Raw genomic sequence first — 26,809 nt, 5'->3', positions numbered from 1 at the left:
AGCATGGAGGGACAGGGCCATACCACGGATACTGTGAGTGCTCCAGAGCTGCGGGTGCTGCTGGTTCAGGCTGACCTTTACTGGAAGGCACCGGAATCGAATCGTGCCCGTCTAGAGGAGCAGCTTTGGCAGGCGAATGCAGCTGAAGCGGATTTAATCGTACTTCCGGAGATGTTTACCACAGGCTTCACGATGGATGCTGCTGAGGTGGCGGAGGTTCCTGGGGGGCCTACCTCACGCTGGCTGCTGATGCTGGCGGCGCAGTTTGATGCGGTCGTAACGGGCAGTATTGTGGTTAAAGCAGGGTTGAAATATGTAAATCGCCTACTTTGGGCCACGCCCCAAGGGGAAATTCGGCATTACGATAAGCGGCATCTTTTTCGTATGGCGGGGGAGGATGCCTCCTACAGTCCCGGAGAGGAGCGTCCGGTGTTTACGCTGAGGGGCTGGCGGCTGCTGCCGCAAATTTGTTACGACCTGCGCTTCCCTGTGTGGTCTCGAAATCGTGTGCGCGGGGAGTGTCTGGACTATGACGTGGCCCTGTATGTGGCGAACTGGCCTCAGGCACGCACCTCCGCCTGGGATGTGTTACTTCAGGCGCGTGCTATCGAAAATTTAGCCTATACGCTCGGTGTGAATCGGGTGGGAGAAGATGGCAATCAGGTGCCCTATCAGGGGCATTCGGCGGCCTATGATTTTAAGGGCGAGGCGCTACTTTTTTTAGGCGAGAGGCCCGGGCTGGCTGGGTGACGCTGGAGCGGGCGCCATTATACCGCTTTCGGAAGAAATTTCCGGCCTGGCAGGATGCAGATGCATTTCAGCTGGGGAAGTCCACGTAGGGGGCATAATTCAAGAATTTTAGCTAACTTAGCGCAATTTTAAGGCATTTAATACGAGTTTAATCAGCACGGAGCAGGGCTGTTTCGTGCGTGAAACCACCCCATAACACTAGTGTAATGACCAAAAAAACCGCAAAAATCCTGTACACATTAACAGATGAAGCACCTGCATTGGCGACGTATTCGTTTTTGCCGGTAGTGAAAGCCTTCACCGATGCGGCAGGAATCTCAGTGGAGACCCGCGATATTTCTTTATCGGGAAGAATTCTGGCGCAGTTTCCGGATCGCCTGACACCCGAGCAGCGTGTGCCGGATTATCTGGCTGAGCTCGGCGAGGTGGCCAAAACCCCTGAGGCGAATATCGTAAAATTACCAAATATCAGTGCGTCTCTTCCGCAGCTGAAAGCGGCCATCACAGAGCTTCAGCAGCAGGGATATGCCCTTCCAGATTATCCGGATTTCCCGAAAAATGAGGAAGAAGAGCAGATTAAAGCCAGCTACGATAAGGTGAAGGGTAGTGCAGTAAACCCTGTACTTCGCGAGGGGAATTCGGACCGCCGAGCGCCTTTTGCTGTCAAGCAATACGCCAAAAATAATCCACACCGCATGGGCAAGTGGTCTGCAGACTCTAAGAGTCATGTGGCGAGCATGCCGGCAGGCGACTTTTATGGTAGCGAGCAGTCTCGTACGCTAAGTGAGGCTACCGAGGTGCGCATCGAGTTGACCACGGCCGATGGCCAAAAGCATGTGTTGAAGGAAGGCCTGAAGCTGCAGGCAGGGGAGGTGATCGATGCCTCGTTTATGCAGGTGGCAGCGCTCCGTCAGTTTCTCGCCGAGCAGAAAGCGGCGGCGAAGGAACAGGGGATACTGTTTTCTTTACACATGAAGGCCACCATGATGAAGGTCTCTGATCCGCTTATTTTCGGACATGCGGTGGAGGTTTTCTTCGCCCCGGTTTTCGAGCGTTTCGGAAAAGAATTAGCTGCTGTAGGTGTGGACGCCAGTAACGGTTTCGGGGATGTACTCGCTAAGCTCCATAAGTTAGATGAGGCGGTGCAGCAGCAGGTAGAGGAGGCGATTGCGGAGGCATTGGCCGAAGGCCCAGACCTGGCGATGGTGAACTCAGATAAAGGCATTACGAATCTGCATGTGCCGAATGATGTGATTATCGATGCTTCTATGCCGGCGATGATCCGTAGCTCGGGACAGATGTGGAATAAGAATGATGCGCTTCAGGATACGGTGGCGATTATTCCTGATCGCTCCTATGCGGGGGTGTATCAGGCCACGATCGATGACTGTAAGCTGCATGGCGCCTTCGATCCAGCGACGATGGGTTCGGTATCGAATGTGGGGCTGATGGCCCAAAAGGCGGAAGAGTACGGTTCCCATGACAAGACGTTTAAGCTGCCTGCTTCAGGTACGGTTCGCGTGATCGACGCTGCGGGAGAGGTGCTTTTCGCTCATGAGGTGAGTGAAGGAGATATCTGGAGAATGTGCCAGACGAAGGATGCAGCGATTCGCGACTGGGTGAAATTAGCCGTTAACCGCGCGCGTGCTACGGGTGATCCAGCCGTTTTCTGGTTAGATAAGGATCGGGCGCATGATCGTGAGCTGATCGCTAAGGTGGAAGCTTACCTGAAGGAGCACGACACAGCCGGCCTCGAGCTGCATATCCTAGCACCTACGGAGGCGACGAAGTTTTCTTTAGCGCGCATCCGTGAGGGCAAAGACACGATTTCGGTGACAGGAAATGTGCTGCGTGACTACCTGACGGATTTATTCCCGATTTTAGAGGTGGGCACCAGTGCCAAAATGCTTTCCATCGTTCCGTTAATGAATGGTGGTGGGCTTTTCGAAACGGGAGCAGGCGGCTCTGCTCCGAAGCATGTGGAGCAGTTGCTGTATGAAAACCACTTGCGCTGGGATTCTTTAGGGGAATTTTTGGCCCTAGCCGTTTCCTTAGAGCATTTAGGGCAGGTGTTCGAAAATAAGCGTGCGATTACCTTAGGAAAGGCGCTGGATGTGGCGAATGCCAAGTATCTACAGGAGAATAAATCTCCTTCTCGTAAGGTGAAGGAGCTGGATAATAGAGGCACACATTTTTATCTGGCCTACTACTGGGCGGAGGCGCTGGCAGAGCAGCAGGAAGATGAGGCACTTCGTGCCAAATTCACCCCAGTTTTAGCCGAGTTCGATCGCTTAGAAGCCCAGATTATCACTGAGCTTAGCGAGGTTCAGGGAGAGGGTGTCGACATCGGTGGCTACTACCGACCTGACCCTGCGAAGGCCGAGGCGGTAATGCGTCCATGTGCGACATGGAATGCCTTACTGGCGCGGATCGCTGAAGAAAATTAATGCCGTGAGACCATGCGAGTTCGCCTTGCATGGTCTTTTTTACTTTTAGCCGACATGCGGGGAGAAAAAGCAGTGAATCTGCAATCGTTTACGAGCGATTTTTTAGCTAAGCAGCTGCATATTATGATAGAATCTGTTGGGAGTACGGCGAATAAGTGGTAATTTTAAAAACAAATAAGGGATTTTTTACTGAATCATAAACGAATGCAGGGAAATCCGGATAAGAAGGAGTGTACCCAAAATTTAAATCTATAGTTAATTATGAGCACAATCAAAGTAGGAATTAACGGTTTCGGTAGAATCGGGAGATTAGTTTTTCGCGTCGCTGAGCAGCGTGAAGACATCGAAGTCGTGGCTATTAATGACCTGATCGATGTGGATTACATCGCGTATATGTTGAAATACGATTCCACTCATGGAAAATTCGACGGTACGGTAGACGTGCAGGACGGCAAGCTGATCGTAAACGGGCGTGAGATCCGTGTGACGGCAGAGAAGAGCCCTGCCAACTTAAACTGGGCTGCTGTGGGTGCTACGCATATCGTGGAATCTACGGGCTTATTTTTAACCAAGGAGTCTGCCAAGGGGCATATCGAGGCAGGTGCTCAGAAGGTAATTATGTCTGCACCTTCTAAGGATGATACGCCGATGATCGTAATGGGCGTAAATGAAGATACGTACACTCCGGATATGGATTTCGTGTCGAATGCCTCTTGTACGACGAACTGTTTAGCGCCTATCGCGAAAGTGTTACACGATAACTTTATTATCGAGGAGGGCTTGATGACGACGGTTCACGCGACTACAGCGACGCAGAAAACGGTAGATGGACCTTCGGCGAAAGACTGGAGAGGTGGTCGTGGCGCTGGTCAGAACATTATCCCTTCTTCCACGGGAGCTGCGAAAGCGGTAGGAAAGGTAATTCCAGAATTAAATGGCAAGCTGACGGGTATGGCATTCCGCGTACCTACGCCGAACGTATCGGTGGTGGACTTGACGGTACGTCTGCAGAAACCTACTACCTATGCTGAGATTTGTGCGAAGATGAAGGAAGCTTCTGAAGGTGCGCTTAGCGGTATTTTGGGTTATACGGAGGACGCTGTGGTGTCGAACGATTTTATCGGCGATGCGCGTACGTCTATCTTCGATGCGGGTGCAGGTATTCAGCTAAGCGACACGTTCGTGAAAGTGGTCTCTTGGTACGATAATGAGTGGGGATATTCGAATAAGGTCGTAGACCTACTCGCCTATATCGCTGCGAAATAAATCATGTCAGTCGCCTGCGGGAAACCGTGGGCGATTTTTTTATTTTTTGGTGGCGAGCGCCAAAGCGTCTGTTCGTTCAGGAACAATTTTAGGGAGAGCACGCTTTTATAGTAGAGTTAAAACTGTGCTTGCGAACGTCTGCGTTTTCGTTTGGCACGTATATTTCTTCGTTATGCAGCATTCCATCCGTTTCCTTTTTTTCTTTGTTCCTTTCTTCGGCTACCTTTCCTTTTGTGCCCTGGCACAAGTAACAGAACAAGTAACAGAAGAAGAACTATTACGGCATAAGGAGGTGCCCGATGAGCTTCGGGAGGTGGTCGTGGAGACCTTACGTTTTTTTCCGGAGCTGCAGGAGGTGTTTATTCGGTTCGAGTTTAAGGAGCGCATCCGTGGGGCCAAGATGCTTGGGCAGTCTCAGTTGGGAAGTTTGTTCGTGGACCGTAAGGACAATCGCAAGTACAAGGTGAAGCTGACGCGTTTTTTACCAGATGGAGATGGTTTGATGCCTGTGGAGGACGTCCCTAAGGAGGTGTTAATGGGCTGGATAGGTCATGAGCTGGGGCATATTATGGATTATCTAAATAGGAGCTCTGTGGGCATGATGCGTTTTGGGCTGAAGTACATGACCTCTCAGCGCCACATGGTGGATGCGGAGCTAGCAGCGGATGCCTATGCGATCGGTTGCGGCTTAGGGGAAGAAATTTTAGCGAATAAGCATTACATTTTATCGAATCCGTATTTTAGTGAGGATTATAAGGAGAAGATTCGAGATCTGTACATGAGTCCTACCCAGATCGTGCATGTAAAGGAAGCGCTGCACCACGTACAGCAACGTACAGAGGAAGAAGGGGATTAGGAAATGCATCTGCCCGTCTTTTTTAATCGGGGCTAAAACATCCCTTGGGGTATGGTGTTAATTTTGGTAAACCTGCAAGACTATGGAATCGCGTTTACCTTTATTTCCTTTAAAGCTGGTAGCTTTTCCCGGCGAGAAAGTGAATTTACATATTTTTGAGCCTCGATATAGGCAGTTAGTGGGCGATTTAGAGGCCGGAGATGGGCGTTTCGGGCTTTGTGTCTACTCTGATAGTCTTTTGCCGATAGGCACACTTTTAGAGCTAAGCTCTGTGGAAAAGCGGTATGCGGATGGGCGCTTTGATATTAGCTGTCGTGCGACCAGGACCTTTCAGATTCAGCATTTCTTTAATCCACTTCCGGGCAAGCTCTATGCGGGGGGTGATGTGGTTTTCCGAGAGCAGCAGCTGGTCGTTATTCCTTACCTGATGCAGCAGCTTATGCCTTATGTTCAAGATTTTTTTCGCTTGATGGGGCATGAAAAAACCTACGAAGCCAAGACGACGACAAGCTTCGACTTGGCCCATAAGTTGGGCCTGAGTTTGGATCAGGAATATGCCTTGCTTCTAATGCCTGAGGAAGAAGAGCGTATTTCCTTTTTGCGTGAGCATCTGCTGCGCGTCCTGCCTGTCTTACGAGAAGCTGAAAAGGCCCGACAGCGTATTCAGCTGAATGGCCATTTCAAGCATTTAGATCCTTTGGATTTTTAGTTGTTTCGCCCTTTCCGCGCTTAGGGTGTAGCGCCTATCCGTGACTCAAGCTTACCGTGGTTACAGCATGCGCAGGCTGGATTTACGGATATAGCCCGTTTCATTTTCCAGCTCGACGCGGAGCCAGTTGTCGGTTTCCCCGACCACCTGTACGCGGTGGCCTGTTTCCAGTTTCTCCACTAGTCGGCTGCCACCGGATGGGCCTTCCATGAGTAAGGTGGGCATGCGGTCGATGAGTGCGTATTTAGGGTCTTGTAGGCCGTTATTTAAGGCGAGGGCCAGCAGGCAAAAGACCAGGGCAGGGAAGGCGGCTTCGCGGGCTCTGGCGGGCTTTAAAAGGGCTAAGATAAGGAAGACGATTACCAGAAGGCTGAGTGCACCGAGGAGGGGTTCTTTATAGAGTAGGAGAAGGGAAAGGAGCTGTTCCTTGTCTGATACGGTAAAGCCACGGAGGTTTTCCTGTCCGTTAATGAGTTTAATTTTAGAGACCACTCTAGGGGAGTTATTGTGGGCGTAGTATTTGGCCAAGTAAAAGGAGGCTGCGCTTAAATCCCCGCGACCCTCTGCGATGAAGGCCATCTTTAGTAGCATGGCAGGAGAGAATTTACCCTGTTCGTGCAGGAGAACTTCGTAGACTTCCATGGCCTCTTGATAGTCTTGGGCGGCGAAGAAAGCATCTGCCTGTTCGAGGCTGATAGTAATTTCCTGAGCATTAGCGTTTTGGGTGTTTTTGCTGAAAAAAAGCAGGAAAAAAAGAATAAAGAAGGGCTTTAGGTTTTGCATTTTCAATTACTACGCTTATTTTTGCAGTCCAATTACGGCAAAGATTTACTCAAAACCAAGTCAGTGCCGATAATTTAACCGCTTTTAAAATACGTTTAAGGGCATTTTGATTCCGTAGCTCAGCTGGTAGAGCATAACACTTTTAATGTTAGGGTCCTGGGTTCGAGCCCCAGCGGGATCACAAAATAAATTGAAAACTGCTTTCAAAAAAGTTTGGATTACAAAGAGTAATCACTACCTTTGCAAACTCAAACAGAATCGGGGTGTAGCGTAGCCCGGTTATCGCGCCACATTTGGGATGTGGAGGTCGCAAGTTCGAATCTTGCCACCCCGACTTCTTTTTGAAAGCAGGTCCTGTAGCTCAACTGGATAGAGCAACTGCCTTCTAAGCAGTAGGTTTCAGGTTCGAGTCCTGACAGGATCACATTACTAAGATTTTAGATTCCGTAGCTCAGCTGGTAGAGCATAACACTTTTAATGTTAGGGTCCTGGGTTCGAGCCCCAGCGGGATCACAGAGGGATATCTTCGGATATCCCTTTTGTTTTTTTATCTTGCCCCACGCGGTAGCTTATTTTTGGCAGGGTTAAGGGCTTGGTATTCACAAGAAAAATCTTGGATTTACCTTGTATTCCTTTAACTTAGCATGTTCAATTATAGAAATTCAGCGTACCCAAATTATGACAAAGGGATTTAGAAGTAAGCTCACCTTAGCCAGTGTTCTGTCGGTTATCGTGTTGGCGATCGTGTATAAAAATTATTTAGAGCGTAAAAATTTCGAGGCGCTAGGGAGTTCCTTCGCCTCTGTGTACGAAGACCGCTTAGTTACCGAGTCTTTACTTTTTGATATAAGTGAGCGGCTGTATGAAGTAAAGCTAGCGATTAATCACTGCGATGTGGTAGAAGATCCCGACCTGATCCTAGCGGACATCGCCCAAAAAGAGGAAGAGATTTTAGCCCGCGTTTATCAGTTCGAAAGCACACTCCTCACCGTAAGTGAAGCCGATGCGCTGGCTGATTTTAGACGCATCGTGGAAGATGAGCTGAGAATAGAGCGCTATGAGCGTATTTTTAATACAGCGACGAACACCGTAAACACCGAGGAAGTACGTGTCTATAATGCGGCCATTCGGCGTGCGCTGACGGATTTAGAGCGTCTTTCCGAAATTCAGCTGGACGAAGGACAGCGCTTAGTAAAAGAAGCGAGTGTCATTATTAATCGTTCGCGCATCTGGGCGCAGTTTGAAGTGGCAGGCTTGTTTCTTTTACTCGTACTGGTGTATTACTTGCTTTACAGCTCCCGTTACGTCACGAAGAACTGGGTGGATTAAGTCTATAGCTAAACATGAGCTAAAGCGATTACGATAAAACCCCTTAGGAAAAGCTGCTGCCTTCCTAAGGGGTCTTTTTTTAACTTGAGCGACCGATGGGTGTTGACTTCCCCGGTAGTAGTATGTACGACTACATAAAGAAGTCTTGCCTATACACCCATAAACGAGGTTTTTACACCTTTATAATGCCCATGCCCTGTCGCCAGGAACATACTCCATACAACCGTCGTATTTCCCTGGCGTCTCCATGTAGCGTAAGGCCTGTGTGGCACCGATTTCAGAGGTGAAATACCCGAGGACTGTGAGATCCTTGGCCATCGCTAAGAAGCCAGCTAAAGCCTCCTCCTCAGCCGCTCGCGCCTGTAGGGCGTTGAGATAGGCGGTGCGATCTGCCGTGCTAGCCTCCATAAAGTCTGTGCTTTGCTGTTTTTTAAAGTCTGCGCGTAAAGCATTCAGGCCATTGGTAAACTTCTCTTGCTCTGCTGCATTATAGGTATCCTTTACCATCATGACCATAAAGGTGCCGATTTCAGCTGCCTTAGCCCCTGGCGTATCGGTGGTGGGGATAATCGCCTCACCCAGCTCGTCTAAGAAAGCGATATCTTTCTCGCTGAAATTCAGTCCGCTAAGTTGTTCCTCTGGGCTACACCCTGTCAACAAGGCATTCATCCCTACTATAGTTCCTCCCATCAGGAGGGCCATGGATTTTAGTGCGTCTCTTCTATTGATTGCCATGATCGATTCTTTTATAGGTTCCCTTTCTTTAATTCTGCTACCGCAAAGTCCGCTGCTCGTGCGGTTAAGGCCATGTAGGTCAGAGATGGGTTCTGCGCAGCCCCTGAGGTCATACAGGCACCATCTGTGACGAAAACGTTTTTAGCGTCCCACACCTGATTATTGCCATTCAAGACTGAGGTTTTCGGGTCACGCCCCATACGAGCGGTTCCCATCTCATGGATTCCTTGGCCTAAGGTGTAACCTGCATCAAAACCGCGTACATCTTTTAAGCCGGCAGCTTCTAGCATAGCGACCGCCTCGCTCATCATGTCTTTTCGCATGCGCTTTTCGTTCTCCTTCAGCTCTGCATCCATTTCTAAGACAGGAAGCCCCCACTTGTCGGTGACATCCTTCGACAGGGTGATTTTATTTTCATGGTAAGGGAGAATTTCACCGAAGGCGGTGATGCCCATGCTCCAAGGTCCTGGCTCCGTAAGTGCCTCTTTTAGAGGAGCACCGAAGTTTATCTCGGCCACATTACGGCTCCATCCGGATCTGCTGGCGCCTCCCTGATAGCCAAAGCCGCGTACGTAGTCACGCTTGTCATCACCTACGTTTTGGAAGCGCGGAATGTAAATTCCATTTGGCCGGCGGCCAAAATAATAGCGGTCCTCGAAGCCCTCGTATGTTCCGTTCGCTCCTACGCGGAAGTGGTGGTCCATAACGTTATGGCCGAGCTCTCCACTGCTGCTGCCGAGGCCTCCTGGCCAAATATCTGTGGCAGAACGCATCAGAATGGCGGTGGAATTAAAGGCAGAGGCACACAGGAAAATTACTTTGGCCTTATACGTGTAGGTCTGATTATTTTCAGCATCTAAAACCTCCACTCCTGTGGCCTTCTGGGTATCCTTATCGTAGGTAAGCTTGGTTACGATCGACCAGGGGCGAAGGGTTAAGTTGCCCGTACGCATAGCGGCAGGAAGGGTAGAGGACTGCGTAGAGAAGTAGCCTCCGAAAGGGCAGCCGAGCCAGCATTTATTTCTGTACTGGCAGTTTACGCGTCCTTCATGCGGCTGCGTGATATTCGCCACACGGCCGATGGTCATGAGCCTTTTCCCGTTCCACTTGGCTTTAATGCGTTCCGCCACCTCTTTTTCGACGCAGTTTAAGTCCATCGGAGGTAGAAATTCTCCGTCAGGAAGGATATCCAGGCCGTCACGGTTACCGGAAATTCCAGCAAAGCGCTCTACATAGCTGTACCAAGGGGCCAGGTCCTTATAACGCACTGGCCAGTCTACTGCGATGCCTTCTTTTAAGTTGGCTTCGAAGTCGATGTCAGCCAAGCGGTAGCTCTGGCGGCCCCACATCAGGGAGCGTCCACCTACTTGGTAGCCTCTAAACCAGGTAAATGGTTTTTTCTCCACGTAGGGGGAGTCCTTTTCATGTGCCCACCAGTCGAGATTCTGCTCATTTAAGACGTAATCACGTTTTAAGTTTGGGTGATTTTCCAGCATTTCGATGGTCCTGCGCCCTCGGTGAGGGATTTCCCAAGGCGCCTGATTGGCGTTTTTGTAGTCTTTGACATGTTCTACATTTTGCCCACGCTCTAATAAAAGTACTTTTAAGCCTTTTTCTGTGAGTTCCTTTGCCGCCCAGCCGCCGCTGATACCGGAGCCGACGACGATCGCATCGTACGTTTGATCTGCCATTTATGTGATTGAGTTTATCGCGTTAGTATAGTTATAATTTCGTGTAACTGTCGCAGATTGCTTTCGCTTCTGCTAGTGCCTGCTGCTTATCCGGATTCTTCGGAATAAATTCATGGGCGATGTAGCCCGTATAGCCTGTTTCCATGATCGCTGCCATCACGGCGGGATACTGGATTTCTTGTCGGTTTGTCAGCTCACCACGCCCAGGATTTCCTGCAGTATGGTAGTGCCCGAAATGCTGGTGATGCATGCGTATACTGCGAATGAGATCTCCTTCCATTACCTGCATGTGGTAAATATCGAAGAGCAGCTTAAACTGCGGGCTGTCCAGTTCCTCGCAGAGCGCGATGCCCTTTGCACTCGTGGCGGCCCAGTAGTCGGGGTGATCCAAGCGGCTATTGAGCAGCTCCATGTGTAAGATGACTCCATGCTCCTTTGCTAGAGGGAGTAAGGGCCTCAGGCCTGCGGCGCAGTTCGCTAAACACTCCGCATCACTTTGGCGCCCTTGGTTTCCGCTGAAACAGATAAGGTTTGTATATCCAGCTGCAGCTACTTCCGGAATCAGGGCCGCATAGCGGGTGAAGAGCTCTTCGTGTAGGTCTGCTTGCGCAAAACCCTCGGTCAGGCTAATCTCGGCTCCATTACACATGCTGCAAGCTAGTCCATGGGCCTTTAAGGTCGGCCAACCGGCGGGGCCCACCAGGTCGATGGCCTGAAAGCCCAGTTTTTGTGCCACGCCGCACTGCTCGGTTAGGCTCAGTTCTGGGAATAGCCAGCTGCAGAAGGCATGGCGTATCCGGGAGTCTTTCGCGGCGGGTGTCCGCAGCTGCCCTGCTCCGGCGAGGCCGTGAAGGGAGGCTGTCCCTAGTGCGAGGCTGCTGATTCCGATACTTTTCAGCCAGGTTCTGCGCTTCATGCTTTTACAGGTATTTCTGGATCTTTTTTACGCTCGTCCTTAAAGGCGATAAAGAAGATCAAGACCACTAGCGCCGCGATGCCTGCTGGAATGAGCCAGATGGATTCCCAAGCATGTGTGTTTTCGGAGAGCAGGTAGGCGTCGGCTACTTTGCCGGCCACGGCAAAACCGATCAACATTCCTACTCCATAGGTGGCAAGGGTAATCAGACCCTGTGCAGCGGATTTTACTTTCGGCCCCGCCTTCGCATCGGTATAAATTTGGCCCGAAACGAAGAAGAAGTCGTAGCAGATGCCGTGCAGCGCGATTCCGATGAGTAGGTAGTAGAACTTACCGTCAGCGTCGCCGAATGCAAAGAGGGCATAGCGGAGCACCCAGGCGATCATGCCTAAGAGCAGGGTCACTTTAAAGCCAAAACGTTTAAAGAAAAAGGGTAGTGCGAGCAGGAAGAGGGCCTCGGAGACCTGTCCGATGGTCATTTTTCCGGTAGGGTTCGCCACGCCGATTTCTGTCAAGAAGGGGTTCGCCAGCTGGTAATAGAAGGCGAGTGGAATGCAGATGAGGATAGAGGAAACGAAGAAAATGCCGTAGTTTCTATCCTTTAATAATTTGATGGCATCTAGACCGAGTAGACCGCCCAGGCTGACCTTTTCGTTTTTATTTGCCTTCGGGGGTGTAGCGGGGAGGGTGAAGCTAAAGAGCCCTAGGATGAGGGAGCTGATAGCGGCCATCAGGAAGGTATTTTTTAAGAGGCCTTCGGCCAAGCTGGCGCTGCTATCCCAAGCGAAGACGTAGCTGATGGCGGCACCAGCCACTACCCAGCCGATGGTTCCCCAGACGCGAATGGCAGCAAATTCCTTTTCGGGGCTTTTCAGCTGATTAAAGGATACGGAATTTACTAGGCCAGGGTGGGCATAAACAGCACCATGTAGGCCAGTACATAAGGATAGAAGCTGCTAAAATCCGTGGCATTAAACATCATAAACATGAGCGCTGCGCCTGCTAGGTGGAGGACGCCGAGGATGCGCTCAGCATTAAAGTAGCGGTCGGCGATGAGCCCGATGATAAAGGGGGCGATGATGGCGCCGAGGGATTGGGAAGAGAAGGCAGCTGCGGTCTGCGCGCCCGTCGCTTGTAAGTTGGTACCCAAGAAAGTACCCAGCGTCACGAACCAGGAGCCCCAGATAAAGAACTCCAAGAACATCATAAAGGAAAGCTGAAATTTTACTCCTGAACGCATGCGTTATTTCGGTTAGATAGGTTTAAAACGTTTTCGAGAAACGTGAATTATAAGACCAAACTATCAATTTTTCATTTAATATTCAGCCTTTTTCCTTTAAATTTAAATCTTAAATGCCGTTTTTTCGGGAAAAGAATCCGTAAGCGGCGTGCGCGATTGGAAGAAAAAAATGGGAGTCGAAGTGAAAAAGTAGCCTATAAAGGCTTTGCAATCGATTTAAATTCAAAATCCCACTTAGGACGCTTGGGGTCAGGACGTTGGTGGATTTTGTGATGAAGTGCAGACCCTTTCGTGAAAAAAAATGTTTAGAAAAGAACCAAACCGATTAAACCGAATACTGAAAAATGAAAAATGTGAGAGGGCCGGGAATTTTTCTGGCACAATTCGTAGGGGACCAAGCGCCCTTTAATCGTTTAGACACGATCTGTCAGTGGATGGCGGAAATAGGCTATAAAGGGGTGCAGATTCCTACCTGGGAGCCGCGTCTGATGGACTTAAAATTAGCGGCGGAGAGTAAGACGTATGCGGATGAGCTGCGGGGAACCGTGGAGGCGGCGGGGCTTCAGATTACCGAGCTGTCCACGCACCTGCAGGGCCAGCTAGTGGCGCTAAGTCCGGTGTACAATCAGTTGTTCGACGCCTTTGCGCCAGCGGCGCTGAAGGGAGACCTGAAGGGCAAGCAGGCCTGGGCGAAGGAGCAGCTGCTGCTCGCGGCAAAGGCTTCCGCGAACTTAGGCTTGCAAGCCCATGCGACCTTTAGTGGGGCCCTGATGTGGCATACGGTGTACCCTTGGCCGCAGCGCCCGGCGGGACTGGTGGAACAGGGGTTTCAGGCTTTGGCGGCACGCTGGCTTCCGATTTTAGATGCCTTCGATGCGGCGGGAGTAGATCTCTGTTATGAGTTGCACCCAGGTGAGGACCTGCACGATGGCGTCACGTTCGAGCGGTTTTTAGATGAGGTGAAGGGGCATGTGCGCGCGAATATTCTATATGATCCAAGCCATTTTCTGCTGCAGTGCATGGACTATGTGCAGTTTATCGATTTCTATCATGAGCGGATCAAGATGTTCCATGTGAAGGATGCGGAGTTTCGCCTTCGGGCAAGCAGGGCGTCTACGGCGGCTATCAGAACTGGGTAGAGCGAGCCGGTCGCTTCCGTTCCTTAGGGGATGGGCAGGTGGATTTCAAGCAGATTTTCAGTAAACTTGCGCAGTATGATTTCGCTGGCTGGGCGGTTTTAGAGTGGGAGTGTGCGCTGAAGCATCCTGAGCAAGGAGCCATAGAGGGGGCGCGCTTTATCGAGGAGCACCTGATTCGGGTGACGGAAAAGGCCTTTGACGATTTCGCCTCCGCGGGTGCAGATGCCGCCTTTAATGCGCAGATTTTAGGAGAGAACATGTAATTTTAAAAGAGATAAAAAATGAAGATGAATCGTATGTATGTGGCCCTGATCGCGTCGGGCCTATTTCTCATGACTGTCGCCTGTGGTGGTGGCGGTGAGCAGACGACCTCTGGAGAGGCGCTCACGACGGATGCTGTGGAGGTGAAGCAAAGCCCCGAGGAGCGGTACAAAAATGATCCTATTTTCCAAGCCGGCAGTGAGAAAGTGAAGGCGAATGGCTGTACGGCCTGCCACATGTCTGTGCGTAAGGTGATCGGGCCTTCTTATAAGGATGTGGCGGAGCGCTATGAGGCTACGGATGAAAACGTGGAGATGCTGGCCGCCAATATTATCAATGGAAACTATGGCAACTGGGGCGAGGTGCCTATGCCTCCGCATCCGCAGATCAGTCAAGACGACGCGGAGACGATGGTGCGCTATATTTTAATGTTTAAAGATTAATTCAGACAGACTATGAAGAAAAATATGATTTTAGGTGTGTTTTTAGCCGGAATACTGGCGGCTTGTGGGCCTGAGCGCACGGAAGAGGTAGAAACTGAGGTGGTGGAGTCGGAAGTTACGGATGCGGAATGGGTGGCTTTGTTTAATGGAGAAGATCTGAGTGGCTGGCGCAAATATGGGGGAGAGCCCGTGGCGCTGCCTGGAAGGTGAAGGAAGGGGTCTTGTATTTAGATGCCTCGAATAAGGATGGCTGGCAGACCGGTGATGGTGGCGACATCATTACAGAGGAGACCTTCGATGATTTTCACCTGCGCTTAGAGTGGAAAATTTCGAAAAATGGGAATTCGGGCATTATGTTTTTAGTGCATGAGTCAGAAGATTTTCAGTATCCGTGGATGACAGGTCCTGAGATGCAGATTTTGGATAATGACGGGCATCCTGATGGGCAGATTCGGACGCACCGTGCGGGAGATTTATATGATCTGATCGAGGCGAGTGAGGAAGCTGCCCGGCCTGTGGGCGAGTGGAACTTAGCGGAGGTAATCGTCCAAGACGAACAGCTTTCGCTGAAGTTAAACGGTGTTTTGGTAGTGCAGACCTCTCTTTGGGATGAGAGCTGGAAGGAGCTTATCGCAGGGAGTAAGTTTAAGGATATGCCAGGTTTCGGTTCTTTCAAGTCTGGCCGTATCGCACTTCAGGATCATGGCGATGATGTATGGTTCCGGAATATCGAAGTGAAACGTCTGTAAAAGGCGTTTGATTTCCTGTACTTGAGACCCGTGGTTTGGGGCTTTGTTTTGCACCGGGAGGTGCAAAACGCTCTTCTGTCTAGGCGCTACTCTTTTTATAGAAAGTCTGCCGGCAGTATCTCATTCGGTAGGGATTTAGTTTCAGGGGTTGATTTTGTAAATTCAGGGTGAAGGCGTATATTTGTCATGGACATACGTCCTTTCACTAAATGTTTAACTCTTTGCTTGCAGCCTCCAAAGCGTTTTGGGGGCTTTTTTTCTTTATCTCCTTGTATTTCATGCGTTTTTAGGGTGGATGGTCAGGATTTTTTTCGTACTTTTGCCTTCCCTTCGAGTGAAGTGGCCTTTCGAAACGAGAGGAATTCCTTACTGTAAAACCTCAGCCCGATGACTCTAGGGCTGTTGAAAATCAGAGTTACTACATTTATATGTCAAACAATCAAGATTTTAACTGGGACGATTTCGGCACCAAAGGTTTCGGTGAAGGCTATTCTAAGGCAAAGCGTGAGGAGATGGAAGCGCTTTATGCTGGAACGCTAAATGAGATCACAGAGAAAGAAGTTATCAAGGGTACTGTAGTAGGTATCAATGATAAGGATGTTATCATTAACATTGGCTTCAAGTCTGACGGTTTAGTGCCTGTATCTGAATTCCGTGACCTTCCTGATTTAAAGATCGGTGACGAGGTAGAGTTGTTTATCGAAGAGCAGGAGAATGCTTTAGGACAGCTTGTACTTTCCAGAAAAAAGGCGCGTATGGTACGTGCATGGCAGGATATTGAGTCTGCGTTAGAAGATGATAACGTGATCGAAGGTCTTGTAAAGAGAAGAACGAAGGGTGGTTTAATCGTAGACATCTACGGTGTAGAGGCTTTCCTACCGGGTTCTCAAATCGACGTGAAGCCTATCCGTGACTTCGACGTTTACGTAGGCAAGAAAATGGAAGTGAAAGTGGTTAAGATTAACCACGCGAATGATAACGTAGTAGTTTCTCATAAGGTCCTCATCGAGAAAGATCTAGAGAAGCAGAAAGCGGAGATCCTGAACAACCTAGAGAAGGGTCAGGTACTAGAAGGTGTGATCAAGAACATGACCAATTTCGGTGTATTCATCGACTTGGGTGGTGTAGATGGTCTCCTTCACATTACGGATATCTCTTGGGGTCGTATTAATCATCCGGAGGAAGTGCTTAACCTGGATGATAAGGTACAGATCGTAGTGTTAGACTTCGATGATGACAAGAAGCGTATTTCTTTAGGTATGAAGCAGCTTACTGCTCATCCGTGGGATGCACTTTCTGCTGAGTTGGAAGTGGGTTCTCGCGTACAGGGTAAGATCGTGAACGTAGCGGATTATGGTGCGTTCCTAGAGCTAGCTCCTGGAGTAGAAGGCTTGATTCACGTTTCTGAGATGAGCTGGTCACAGCATTTACGTAATCCTGCGGATTTCGTAAAAGTGGGTGATGAGATCGAGGCGGTAGTACTTACATTAGATAAGGAAGACCGTAAGATGTCACTAGGCATCAAGCAGCTAACGGAAGATCCTTGGACGAAGGGCGATATGAGTACGAAATACGCTGTAGGTACGAAGCACCGTGGTGTTGTGCGTAACCTGACGAACTTCGGCTTGTTCTTAGAGCTTGAGGAAGGAATCGATGGTTTGGTTCACGTGTCTGATTTATCTTGGACGAAGAAGATCAAGCATCCATCTGAGTTCGTAAAAGTAGGCGACGAGTTAGACGTGGCTGTTTTAGAGCTGGATGTAGATAACAGAAGATTAGCCTTAGGTCATAAGCAGTTAGAAGAGAACCCATGGGATACTTTCGAGTCTGTTTTCCCTGTAGGTTCTACGCATAAGTGTACAGTCGTTTCTAAAAACGATAAGGGAGCGGTACTTGAGTTGCCTTACGGTTTAGAGGGTTTTGCTACATCTAAAAACCTGGAGAAGGAAGATGGTTCTTCTGTAGAGGTAAGTGAGGCGATTGATTTCGTGGTGACGGAGTTCTCTAAGGAGGATAAGCGCATCGTGTTATCGCACACAGCTACGTTTAGAGAAGAGGCGAAGCCTGCTAAGAAAGCGGCTGCTGGCAAGAAGAAGCCAGAGTCTACTGAGCCTGCCAGAGAAGTCTACATTAGGAGACTTAGATGCTTTAGCACAGTTAAAAGAGCAAATGGAAGGCGGTAAGAAGTAAGCGTAAGCACTTCCGTCTGCATGTATACTAAAGCCCGGTTTTCCGGGCTTTTTTTATGGTGTGGAGTGCCTTCTTTGGGAGGGTGTTTTGTACAGATGTAGATGCCTTGCAGCTCTTTTGCGCTGGTCTCGACGGCCTGGTTTACATGAGCGCAGCAGCGCTCGGTCTCGCAAGCTCTAAGGGCGGTATTTCAATTAATATGGAAATAGGGTAGTGGGTAATGCCTAGCGCAAGCGCGCTTTGCGCTTTTCCTTTTTGTATGGAAAGGAGCGCTGTCTATGTGTCTAGATGAGCTGGTTTACAGGCTCCGTTTCTTCGTCCTGCATGGGCTTAAAAGATGGGGTGAGGCCTTGGAAAAATGCCTAGTAGGATGGTTTCTGGATGGAGTAAGTTTCGTTACAACTGTAAATAATACAGATAAAAGTGGCGGGATTTGAAACTTATTCAATGGGTTATACGCTTTAAATAAAAAATCTTAAGCATAGCATGAACCACAGCTACACTGGAGTATCAAGAATGCGTAGTAAGGGAAAGAGGGGGAGAACTGCGCTGAACGGAGCCTTATTACAGGACGCTAATTTACTATCCTGTCTACAAAAAACAGAACCTCCCGAACACTTTAGAGAAAGTATAAGGGAGGTTTCAGGAGAGGTCGCGAGCGGATTCGAACCGCTGTAGAAGGTTTTGCAGACCTCTGCCTAGCCACTCGGCCACGCGACCATTAATTCGAAGTGCAAAGGTACGCATAAGTTCGAATATTCAAAATTTAGAAGCGTTAAAAATCACATCATGCTTTATAAAGCATCCGTTTGCAGCGCTGCTAATATTTGTAAGCTAAGGGTAAAAGCATCATAATCAGCTTGGTGAATTCTTATAGATGAGGACTTATTTATAAGCTTTCTAAATTAAAATTCAAAGGGATTGCTAACTTATAAAGTGCTGATTTTTAGTGCTTTGATTTGAAATGTCTCTTGGATTTTGATGCTTACAGTGCTTTAGTTTCAAGTTTGAAAAATGGAATTGCGGTCGTACTTTTGTGATGTTTAAGTTTAGGAATAAATCAAACTGGTTAATTAGTAATAAATATGTCAATCAAACGCTCTTTATTAAGCATTCCGTCTCGGTTAGGCGTTCTGGCGTTCTTGTTCCTCATGGTGTTGGGGACACAGGTTTTCGCTGCCCATCCGGACGTCCCAGATGACGAATCAGCGATTTCGGCTGGTAAAGCATTATTCAATTCCAACTGTCGTACTTGTCACAAGCTTGATCAGCGTGCGACAGGTCCAGCGCTTCGCGGGGTGACAGAACGTAGATCCCTGGAATGGGCAGGGAAGTTCATTAAAAACAGCCAAGCGCTTATCGCTTCAGGGGACGCACAGGCAGTTGCGATCTATGAAGAGTGGAATAAGTTGGCCATGCCGTCTCATGAGTTTTTGAGCGATGATGACGTAATGAACCTATTAGCTTACATCGAGTATGGTGACAAAGCTGAAGCACAGGTAGCTGGTGGCGATGGTGAAGGATCCGGCGGTGGTGGCGGAGGCTCAGGTGTTCCTAGCGAATACCTAACGATTATCCTAGCGGTGCTCGTTATCGTGCTTCTTCTCATCCTTATCGTTTTAGGTTTAATCATCTCTGTACTCACAAAATATCTAAATTCTCAAAACTTAGAGGAGGATGATAAGGAGTTTGTGAATCAGAAATTTGATTTAGGCAAAATTCTTAAATCTGATGCTTTTGTCATCATCGTGACTGCTCTGGTTATTGCGCTTGTGGCGAAAACGGCCATAGATGGTCTTTACTCTGTAGGAATTCAGCAAGGTTATGCACCGAAGCAGCCGATAGCGTTTTCTCACGCCTTACATGCTGGTCAGTATGAGATCGAATGCCAGTACTGCCATACGGGTGTTGAAATCGGCAAGTCCGCTAATATTCCTTCCGCAAACATCTGTATGAACTGTCATACACATATTCAAAACGTAGGTGGTAAAGACGGTATTTCTCCAGAGATTCAGAAGATTTACGATGCATACGATAATAATAGACCGATCGAGTGGGTACGTGTACACAACTTACCTGATCTGTCTTACTTCAACCATGCGCAGCACGTGGCAGTAGGAGGAATCGAATGCCAAACTTGTCATGGCCCTATCGAAGAAATGGAAGTGGTTTACCAGCATAGCTCCTTAACGATGGGCTGGTGTATCGACTGTCACAGACAAACAGACATCAAGTCTAATGGTAATGCTTATTATGACAAGTTAGTACAACTTCACTCAGAGTCTAAAGGGTCTTTAAAGGTAAAAGACATCGGGGGCTTAGAGTGTGCGAAGTGTCACTATTAATTAAATAAGAATCTTCTTTTCTGGATATATATAAGATGAAAGAAATTAAAAAGACATATTGGAAAGGCGTCGAGGAACTTACGAATGATCCTGCATTTATTAAAAATGCAGATCGTGAGTTCCCTGAATTACCTACGCAAGAAGAGAATACTCCTTCAAGAAGAGATTTCTTGAAGTTAATGGGTTTTAGTTTAGCTGCTGCTTCTTTAGCAGCATGCGAGGCTCCTGTTCGTAAGGCAATCCCTTATGTAAATAAGCCGGTGGATATAGATCCTTCTATTCCTAATTACTATGCTTCTACATACAATATTGGTGGTGATTATGCCTCCATCGTAGTAAAAACAAGAGAAGGTAGACCGATTAAGATCGATGGAAACGGTATTTCACCTACCACTCAAGGAGGTACATCTGCCCAAGTAGAGGCATCTGTACTTTCTTTATATGACAAGCAAAGACTTTCTGGCCCTATGGCCAATGGTGAAAGTAAAGACTGGGATGCTTTTGATAGAGAATTAGCGGGAAAATTTGCTTCTGCTTCCTCCATTACGATAGTGACCAACACAATTCTTTCTCCTACTACGGAGAAGGCAATAGCCAAATTTGCAGATAAGTATGCAAATGTAAATGTGGTGACCTACGACCCTTCTTCCAACTATGGTATCTTGAAAGCTGCCGATGTAAGCTATGGAGTTAAAGGTATCCCTACTTATCACTTTGATAAAGCGAAGACCATTGTGAGTTTCGGTGCTGACTTCTTAGGTACTTGGATTTCTCCGATTGAGTTTAGCAAAGATTATGCGCAGACGAGAAAGATTTCGAAGGAAAGACCTGAGATGTCTCGTCATTATCAGTTTGAGTCAAACCTCTCTTTAACGGGTGCTAATGCTGATTACAGAACACCTATCAAGGCTTCCAAGTCTGGATTAGCTGTTTTAGCGCTTTACAATGCACTGGCAAAGAAAGCAGGTGCGAGCACTTTTACTGCTCCAGCAGTAGAGGTTGAGCATTTAGATAAAGCAGCGAATGAGCTTTGGGCAAATCGCGGAGCTTCCCTCGTAGTTTCTGGATCCAATGATCCAAATGTGCAGGTGGTTGTAAATGCTATCAATGATTTACTAGGAAACAATGGTAAAACTGTAGATTTCTCTCGTCCTTCTTATTTCAGAAAAGGAGACGATGCAGCAATGAATAAGTTTGTTGTGGATTTAAAAGCGGGAAGAATCGACGCAGTAGTATTCCACGAATGTAATCCTGCTTATGACTTCGCTAAAGGGGAAGAAATAGCTGATAATATCTCTAAGGCTAAATTAACCGTCTCTACTAATGACACATTAAACGAGACGGCTTCCTTAGTGCAGTACGTAGCGCCAACACATCATTTCTTAGAGTCTTGGAATGATTATAGCCCGCGTTTAGGTGAGTATAGCTTGGCACAGCCTACTATATCTCCACTTTTCAATACACGGCAGGCTCCTGAGTCTTTCTTGGTGTGGGCTGGAGAGTCGATGACGTATTATGAATTACTTCAGGAAGAGTGGAAAGCGCACTTCGCCAAGCAAGATGTGATTGCTGATTTCCAGACTTTCTGGGATTCAAGCTTGCACAATGGTGTAGTCGAGGAAGCTTTTACTCCAGTTTCTTTAAGTGAGTTGAATGGTTTAGAACAAGCCGCTTCAGCGGTAGCTAAAGCCTATAAGTCGGATAATGCAGGTACTGAGCTTATTGTTTATAAGAAAATAGGTGTGGGTACAGGTGTTATGGCGAATAACCCGTGGTTACAGGAGATGTCTGATCCGATTTCAAAGGCTACTTGGGATAACTACCTAACTGTATCTCAAAAGTGGGCGAATGAAAATGGTTTGCGCATGGTCGAAGGTGCTACTCGCAAGGCCAAACTAACGGTAGGAGATAAGTCTTTAACTGTTCCGGTTTTGGTTCAGCCTGGTCAAGCAGAAGGCACCGTAGGTTTAGCGATTGGTTACGGTAGAACCAAGGCAGGTCGTGTAGCGAATGGTGTAGGGGTGAATGCTTATGAGTTACTAACTACTGGTGGTGACTTTGTTAATTTCGATATTACGGATGGTGTTACGGTAGAGTTAACGTCCGATACCTACAGTATCGCGCAGACGCAGACGCACCAGACTTACATGGGTCGTGAATTTGTGGTTCAGGAGTCCACACTAGGCGCTTATAAAGAAGATGCCTTCGCTGGTCGTTACAGACCTGAAATTTATAAAGATGGCAAGTTCGTAAAGCCTTCAAAGGTAAGTTTGTGGAAAGGGCATAAGTATAGCCAGCACCACTGGGGACTTGCGATTGACATGAACTCTTGTGTGGGTTGTGGTGCTTGTACCATTGCTTGTCAAGTAGAAAATAACGTAGCAGTAGTAGGTAAGCAAGAGGTTCTAAATCGCCGCGAGATGGCTTGGATCCGTGTTGACCGTTACTATAGCTCTGATGCTGATGTAAAAGACTTGAAGGGTCTTGAAATCGCTTCTGAAAATCCGGAAGTTACCTTCCAGCCGATGATGTGTCAGCATTGTAATAATGCTCCTTGTGAGACTGTATGTCCAGTGGCTGCTACTACGCACTCATCTGAGGGATTAAACCAAATGACGTACAACAGATGTATCGGTACCCGTTACTGTGCAAATAACTGTCCTTATAAAGTACGTCGTTTTAACTGGTTTAAGTATCATGACAACAAGGACTTCTCTGTTGTGAACGTAGCACAAAATGATGACATGGGTAAGATGGTACTGAACCCAGATGTTACAGTTCGTGCTCGTGGTGTAATCGAGAAATGTTCGATGTGTGTGCAGCGTATTCAGGCAGGTAAGCTAACCGCTAAGCGTGAAGGTCGTCCGGTTCGTGATGGCGAGATCAATGTAGCGTGTGCAGTGGCTTGTCCTACAGATGCTCTTGTATTCGGAGATATGAACGATGCTGAAAGCCGTGTATCTAAATTGCTTAAGATTCAGGAAAATGAACTTGAGGCAATTAAGGAAGTGGGTGAGGAGCGTGCATATCACGTTTTAGAAGAAATCAACGTGAGCCCGAATGTTTGGTACTTTACCAAAATCAGAAATAAGGATAAATCAGAAGCGTAATAAATTTAGAAAGATATGCAGGTTACATCATCGCTAAGAGAACCTCTGATTACAGGAGGGAAAACCTTAAAAGACGTTACCCATGACGTATCAAGACATGTGGAGGGTAAACCTACCCTCTCATGGATCTTGGCTTTACTGACTTCCGTAGGCGTTTTAGGGGTAGGTGCTATTGCACTTGCCGCTACCCTTTGGGAAGGAATCGGTATGTGGGGTTTAAATAAAACTATCGGTTGGGCGTGGGATATCACCAACTTCGTATGGTGGGTAGGTATCGGTCACGCTGGTACTTTGATTTCGGCAGTACTTCTTTTGTTCAGACAAAAGTGGAGAATGGCCATTAACAGGGCAGCGGAGGCGATGACCATTTTTGCGGTTATCTGTGCAGCGCTTTTCCCGGTAATTCACATGGGTAGACCATGGGTGGGTGCTTATTGGGCGCTTCCGCTACCAAATACATTTGGATCTCTATGGGTAAACTTTAACTCCCCGCTTTTGTGGGACGTGTTCGCGATCTCTACCTACTTCTCGGTATCCCTTGTATTCTGGTATATCGGTTTGATTCCTGATTTCGCTACGATTCGTGATCGTGCGACAGGCTTAAGAAAAACGATTTACGGAGCCCTATCTTTTGGTTGGGATGGTGCTGCTAAGACTTGGTTTCGTTACGAGGCTGTAGCCTTAATCCTTGCGGGTCTTGCCACTCCTCTCGTACTTTCCGTACATACGATCGTATCCTTCGACTTTGCAACTTCTGTAATTCCTGGCTGGCACACGACGATCTTCCCTCCGTACTTTGTGGCGGGAGCGATTTTCTCCGGTTTCGCCATGGTATTAACCTTGATGATTATCACGCGCAAGGTGTTTAAGCTTGAAGATTATATCACGATTGGCCATATCGAGTTGATGAACATTGTAATTATCATTACAGGTTCGATCGTAGGTATTGCGTATATCACTGAGTTTTTCATCGCCTGGTATTCTGGAGTAGCAGCAGAGCAGTACGCTTTCATTAACAGAGCCTTTGGTCCTTACTGGTGGGCATATTGGGCTATGATGACATGTAATGTGATCTCTCCTCAGTTATTCTGGTTCAAGAAGATTCGTACTTCTATTGTGTTAACTTTCATACTATCTATTGTAGTTAACATCGGTATGTGGTTTGAGCGCTTTGTAATTATTGTAACATCCTTACATAGAGATTTCTTACCTTCTTCTTGGGCTATGTTCTCTCCAACCTGGGCCGATATGGGAGTTTATCTCTTTACATTCGGATTATTCTTTACCTTATTCCTTCTGTTCGCGAAGTTTTTCCCAGTGATCAACATGGCGGAAGTGAAATCTATTGTTAAATCTTCTGGTGAAAAAGTGAAAAAATAATATGGAAAGAGATAAGCATTTCGTATTAGGTGTTTATGAGGACGAAGACGTTCTTTTGGATGCCGTAGCTCAAGTGAGAAACAGTGGAGTGAAAATCCATGAAGTATATTCACCTTTCCCTGTTCACGGTTTAGATGAAGCTCTTGGTTATAAAAGAAGTAGATTGCCTATTGCAGCCTTTCTTTTTGGTATGTTAGGCACTACCCTGGCACTAACCATGCAGTTTTACATGATGAAATTCGACTGGCCGATGATCATCGGGGGTAAGGATTTCGCAGGTTTCCCGAACTTTGTTCCGGTTACATTTGAGTTAACCGTTCTTTTAGCAGCCTTTGGGATGTGTGGTGTCTTCTTTGTAAGCAGTAATTTGAAGCCATGGGGTCAGCCTAGAATCTTTGACATTCGCGTTACTGATGATAAACACGTGATGGCCATAGATTTAGCAGCTAATGCTAAGCTAGATGAGCAGCAGATTGGTGAGGTATTAAAAGCTACTGGTGCTTCTGAGGTTAATAAAAAGAACTTTGACTAAGTAGAAAAATGAAGACGAAAACTTTCATATATACAATGTGTGTCGCAGGGCTTTCTTGGGGTTTATCCTCATGTGGAGCCTCGGGTGACCACCCCGGTTACGAGTATGCACCTCAAATGTATAATTCTGTAGCCTATGAGCCGCTAAGCCAGATTAAGGATGAATCTCAAGGAAGCTGGTTGTCCTCACGTGAAGATGGTAAGGGCGAGTTTTTTAACTCAAACCCGAACAACCCACACGGGATGAACATGCGCGAGCCTGTTCAAGGGACTGTTCCACGTAATCATCAAGGATACCTTCCTTACCGTCTAGGTGTGAACGAACTTGAAAAAGCTGCAGAGATAGAAAATCCTGTGGAGCTTACAGACCAAGTTTTGGCAGAGGGTAAAGTGCTTTATACGCAGTTTTGCGCTACCTGTCATGGTGCTGGTGGTGAAGGTGATGGCAAAGCAGGCGAAGTATTAGGTGGTGTAGCTAACCTTAAAGGAGGAGCTTACATCAATTTACCTGAGGGGCATATTTTCCATGTTATTACGCATGGTAAGGGTAGAATGCTTGCGCATGGCTCACACAATGTCTCAGGAAAAGAGATGGAAAATCACACACTATGTTAAACAAGAAATTCAGAAGCAATAGTCATGGGTAAGCAGGTAATCGATATAAACTGGGATCAGAAATTTGATTTTGCTGGGACCTTTAAGAAGCCGATAATGAAAGTTTTGGTGCTTGGTGCCATTCTTCTTGTCGCAGGGATTGTAATTGAAATGATGGCTGGTGGACATGAAGAGGTTGCTGAAGCCGGTGACCATGCCTACCATTGGTATCATCGATTGTTCGCTGCTATATGGGTGAATAATATTTATTTTGCCGGTATAGCTGTTATTGGCGTCTTTTTCTTCGCCTTACAGTACGCTGCTCAAGCGGGTTGGTCTGCGCCAATTCTTAGAATTCCTTTATCTTTTGGTAACTGGTTACCATACGCAGCAGTGATTACCATCGTTAGTTACTTTATCGTAGGACATGATATCTTTCACTGGACGCACAGTTACTTGTACGATGTGAATGATCCTCAATATGACAGAATCATTGATGGTAAGGGTGGATTTTTCTTTTGGCCTATGGCAAAGGGTTCTTTCCCGATCTTCTTTATCGTAAGAATGGTTGTATTCTTTGCTGCTTGGGCGCTTTTCTTTAATAAATTGAAGCAGCTTTCGTATGCTGAAGACTTAGAAAAGTCGGATAGTTACTGGAGAAGAACGAGAACTGTCTCTGCTATTTTCCTTGTTTTCTTCGCTGTATCTTCTTCTGTTGCAGCCTGGGATTGGATTATGTCTATTGACACGCACTGGTTCTCTACTATGTTCGGATGGTATATGTTTGCCTCTTGGTTTGTAGCAGGTCTCTCAGCCGTGACTTTAATCACTTTGTTCTTGAAAGACAAAGGCTATCTTGAAATGGTGAATTCTAACCATATTCATGACCTAGGTAAATTCATGTTTGCATTCTCTATCTTCTGGACATATATCTGGTTCTCCCAGTTCCTTTTGATCTACTATGCGAACATTCCTGAGGAGTCTGTTTACTTTGTAGAGAGACTGCAGAGCGAGCTATATGGGCCGTTGGTTTTTGTAAATCTAGGACTAAACTTTATTTTACCATTCCTTGTTTTAATGACAAGAGATGCTAAAAGACATGGTGTATTCTTAAAAGTAGTATCTGTTTTAATCATCGTTGGTCACTATATTGACTACACACTAATGGTTCAGCCAGGTACGCTTAGAGAGCACGGTGGATTAGTCTAATTGAAATTGGTCTATTCTTAGCATACGGTTCTGTTGTTGCTATTGTTGTTTTGACAGGTTTATCGAAAGGCAACTTAGTACCTAAAAATCATCCGATGCTTGAAGAAAGTCTTCAGCATCATATTTAAACTAGTCC

At 47.3% G+C, this 26,809-nt stretch carries 17 protein-coding genes, 5 tRNA genes and 5 pseudogenes; 21 read left to right on the top strand and 6 right to left on the bottom strand.

Annotated elements, in window-relative coordinates:
• Window positions 1-3: 3 nt before the first annotated feature.
• The 5 genes from A3SI_RS07535 to A3SI_RS07515 all read left to right on the top strand — a co-directional run bounded on the left by A3SI_RS07535 (window position 4) and on the right by A3SI_RS07515 (window position 6,028).
• The gene (locus A3SI_RS07535) at window positions 4-750 is read left to right on the top strand and encodes an amidohydrolase (protein ID WP_009054840.1); all 747 of its coding nucleotides are present in this window, start codon (window positions 4-6) and stop codon (window positions 748-750) included.
• A 206-nt stretch (window positions 751-956) separates the two neighbouring features.
• Window positions 957-3,197 (top strand): NADP-dependent isocitrate dehydrogenase, encoded by a 2,241-nt coding sequence (locus A3SI_RS07530; RefSeq protein WP_009054837.1) that lies wholly within the window; start codon window positions 957-959, stop codon window positions 3,195-3,197.
• A 261-nt stretch (window positions 3,198-3,458) separates the two neighbouring features.
• Window positions 3,459-4,463, top strand: a complete 1,005-nt coding sequence (gene gap, locus A3SI_RS07525; RefSeq protein WP_009054835.1) for a type I glyceraldehyde-3-phosphate dehydrogenase — start codon at window positions 3,459-3,461, stop codon at window positions 4,461-4,463.
• A 172-nt stretch (window positions 4,464-4,635) separates the two neighbouring features.
• Entirely contained in the window at window positions 4,636-5,319 is a 684-nt protein-coding gene (locus tag A3SI_RS07520; protein ID WP_009054833.1) for a M48 family metalloprotease, read from the top strand.
• Between the two features lie 82 nt (window positions 5,320-5,401).
• The gene (locus tag A3SI_RS07515) at window positions 5,402-6,028 is read left to right on the top strand and encodes an LON peptidase substrate-binding domain-containing protein (RefSeq protein WP_009054831.1); all 627 of its coding nucleotides are present in this window, start codon (window positions 5,402-5,404) and stop codon (window positions 6,026-6,028) included.
• 60 nt (window positions 6,029-6,088) lie between these two features.
• Here the strand turns inward: A3SI_RS07515 and A3SI_RS07510 are convergent, their stop codons facing one another.
• A complete protein-coding gene (locus A3SI_RS07510; protein WP_009054829.1) occupies window positions 6,089-6,811 on the bottom strand; it encodes an SH3 domain-containing protein in 723 nt (240 codons plus the stop codon).
• 108 nt (window positions 6,812-6,919) lie between these two features.
• On the opposite strand from A3SI_RS07510, the gene A3SI_RS07505 reads away from it, so the two are divergent.
• From A3SI_RS07505 to A3SI_RS07485, 5 genes are all read left to right on the top strand, one after another.
• Window positions 6,920-6,992: transfer RNA gene (locus A3SI_RS07505), tRNA-Lys, on the top strand.
• Between the two features lie 78 nt (window positions 6,993-7,070).
• Window positions 7,071-7,145 (top strand) — tRNA-Pro (locus A3SI_RS07500).
• Between the two features lie 16 nt (window positions 7,146-7,161).
• Window positions 7,162-7,235, top strand: a tRNA-Arg gene (locus A3SI_RS07495).
• Between the two features lie 16 nt (window positions 7,236-7,251).
• Window positions 7,252-7,324: transfer RNA gene (locus tag A3SI_RS07490), tRNA-Lys, on the top strand.
• A 165-nt stretch (window positions 7,325-7,489) separates the two neighbouring features.
• Window positions 7,490-8,140 (top strand): MCP four helix bundle domain-containing protein, encoded by a 651-nt coding sequence (locus A3SI_RS07485; RefSeq protein ID WP_009054828.1) that lies wholly within the window; start codon window positions 7,490-7,492, stop codon window positions 8,138-8,140.
• Window positions 8,141-8,320: 180 nt separating this feature from the next.
• On the opposite strand, the gene A3SI_RS07480 is transcribed toward A3SI_RS07485, so the two are convergent.
• The 4 genes and pseudogenes from A3SI_RS07480 to A3SI_RS07465 all read right to left on the bottom strand — a co-directional run bounded on the left by A3SI_RS07480 (window position 8,321) and on the right by A3SI_RS07465 (window position 12,722).
• Entirely contained in the window at window positions 8,321-8,875 is a 555-nt protein-coding gene (locus A3SI_RS07480; protein ID WP_040670387.1) for a gluconate 2-dehydrogenase subunit 3 family protein, read from the bottom strand.
• 11 nt (window positions 8,876-8,886) lie between these two features.
• The gene (locus tag A3SI_RS07475) at window positions 8,887-10,566 is read right to left on the bottom strand and encodes a GMC oxidoreductase (RefSeq protein ID WP_009054824.1); all 1,680 of its coding nucleotides are present in this window, start codon (window positions 10,564-10,566) and stop codon (window positions 8,887-8,889) included.
• A 31-nt stretch (window positions 10,567-10,597) separates the two neighbouring features.
• The gene (locus A3SI_RS07470; protein ID WP_009054822.1) at window positions 10,598-11,482 is read right to left on the bottom strand and encodes a hydroxypyruvate isomerase family protein; all 885 of its coding nucleotides are present in this window, start codon (window positions 11,480-11,482) and stop codon (window positions 10,598-10,600) included.
• Window positions 11,479-12,722, bottom strand: a pseudogene (locus tag A3SI_RS07465) (nucleoside permease). Before A3SI_RS07465 ends, A3SI_RS07470 begins: the two are co-directional and overlap by 4 nt.
• Before the next feature lie 344 nt (window positions 12,723-13,066).
• Between A3SI_RS07465 and A3SI_RS07455 the strand changes: the two are divergent.
• From A3SI_RS07455 to rpsA, 5 genes and pseudogenes are all read left to right on the top strand, one after another.
• Window positions 13,067-14,124 (top strand): annotated as a pseudogene (locus A3SI_RS07455) (sugar phosphate isomerase/epimerase family protein).
• Window positions 14,125-14,142: 18 nt separating this feature from the next.
• Complete coding sequence (locus tag A3SI_RS07450; protein ID WP_009054811.1) at window positions 14,143-14,565, top strand: c-type cytochrome; 423 nt, start codon at window positions 14,143-14,145, stop codon at window positions 14,563-14,565.
• Window positions 14,566-14,577: 12 nt separating this feature from the next.
• Complete coding sequence (locus A3SI_RS22485) at window positions 14,578-14,775, top strand: hypothetical protein (protein ID WP_009054807.1); 198 nt, start codon at window positions 14,578-14,580, stop codon at window positions 14,773-14,775.
• Window positions 14,772-15,314 carry a 3-keto-disaccharide hydrolase gene (locus A3SI_RS07445; protein ID WP_009054805.1) on the top strand — a complete coding sequence of 181 codons (543 nt, stop codon included), beginning with the start codon at window positions 14,772-14,774 and terminating at the stop codon, window positions 15,312-15,314. Before A3SI_RS22485 ends, A3SI_RS07445 begins: the two co-directional genes overlap by 4 nt.
• 428 nt (window positions 15,315-15,742) lie before the next feature.
• Window positions 15,743-17,504: pseudogene (gene rpsA / locus A3SI_RS07440) on the top strand (30S ribosomal protein S1).
• Between the two features lie 649 nt (window positions 17,505-18,153).
• On the opposite strand, the gene A3SI_RS07435 reads toward rpsA, so the two are convergent.
• Window positions 18,154-18,224, bottom strand: a tRNA-Cys gene (locus tag A3SI_RS07435).
• 365 nt (window positions 18,225-18,589) lie between these two features.
• Here A3SI_RS07435 and A3SI_RS07430 point away from each other — a divergent pair.
• From A3SI_RS07430 to A3SI_RS07405, 6 genes and pseudogenes are all read left to right on the top strand, one after another.
• The gene (locus A3SI_RS07430; RefSeq protein WP_040670385.1) at window positions 18,590-19,849 is read left to right on the top strand and encodes a c-type cytochrome; all 1,260 of its coding nucleotides are present in this window, start codon (window positions 18,590-18,592) and stop codon (window positions 19,847-19,849) included.
• Between the two features lie 35 nt (window positions 19,850-19,884).
• Window positions 19,885-22,959 (top strand): TAT-variant-translocated molybdopterin oxidoreductase, encoded by a 3,075-nt coding sequence (locus A3SI_RS07425; protein WP_009054800.1) that lies wholly within the window; start codon window positions 19,885-19,887, stop codon window positions 22,957-22,959.
• A 15-nt stretch (window positions 22,960-22,974) separates the two neighbouring features.
• Window positions 22,975-24,339, top strand: a complete 1,365-nt coding sequence (gene nrfD, locus A3SI_RS07420; RefSeq protein ID WP_009054798.1) for an NrfD/PsrC family molybdoenzyme membrane anchor subunit — start codon at window positions 22,975-22,977, stop codon at window positions 24,337-24,339.
• Window position 24,340: 1 nt separating this feature from the next.
• Window positions 24,341-24,871: a DUF3341 domain-containing protein gene (locus tag A3SI_RS07415; protein ID WP_009054796.1), complete on the top strand. Its 531-nt coding sequence runs from the start codon at window positions 24,341-24,343 to the stop codon at window positions 24,869-24,871.
• A gap of 8 nt (window positions 24,872-24,879) precedes the next feature.
• Window positions 24,880-25,507, top strand: a pseudogene (locus A3SI_RS07410) (c-type cytochrome).
• A 2-nt stretch (window positions 25,508-25,509) separates the two neighbouring features.
• Window positions 25,510-26,801 (top strand): annotated as a pseudogene (locus tag A3SI_RS07405) (quinol:cytochrome C oxidoreductase).
• Window positions 26,802-26,809: the final 8 nt, after the last annotated feature.

The organism is Nitritalea halalkaliphila LW7 (assembly GCF_000265075.1).
In the GTDB taxonomy this organism is placed as follows: domain Bacteria; phylum Bacteroidota; class Bacteroidia; order Cytophagales; family Cyclobacteriaceae; genus Nitritalea; species Nitritalea halalkaliphila.
The sequence above is the reverse complement of the archived record's forward strand: the minus strand, read 5'-3'. Positions and strand labels throughout refer to the sequence as shown.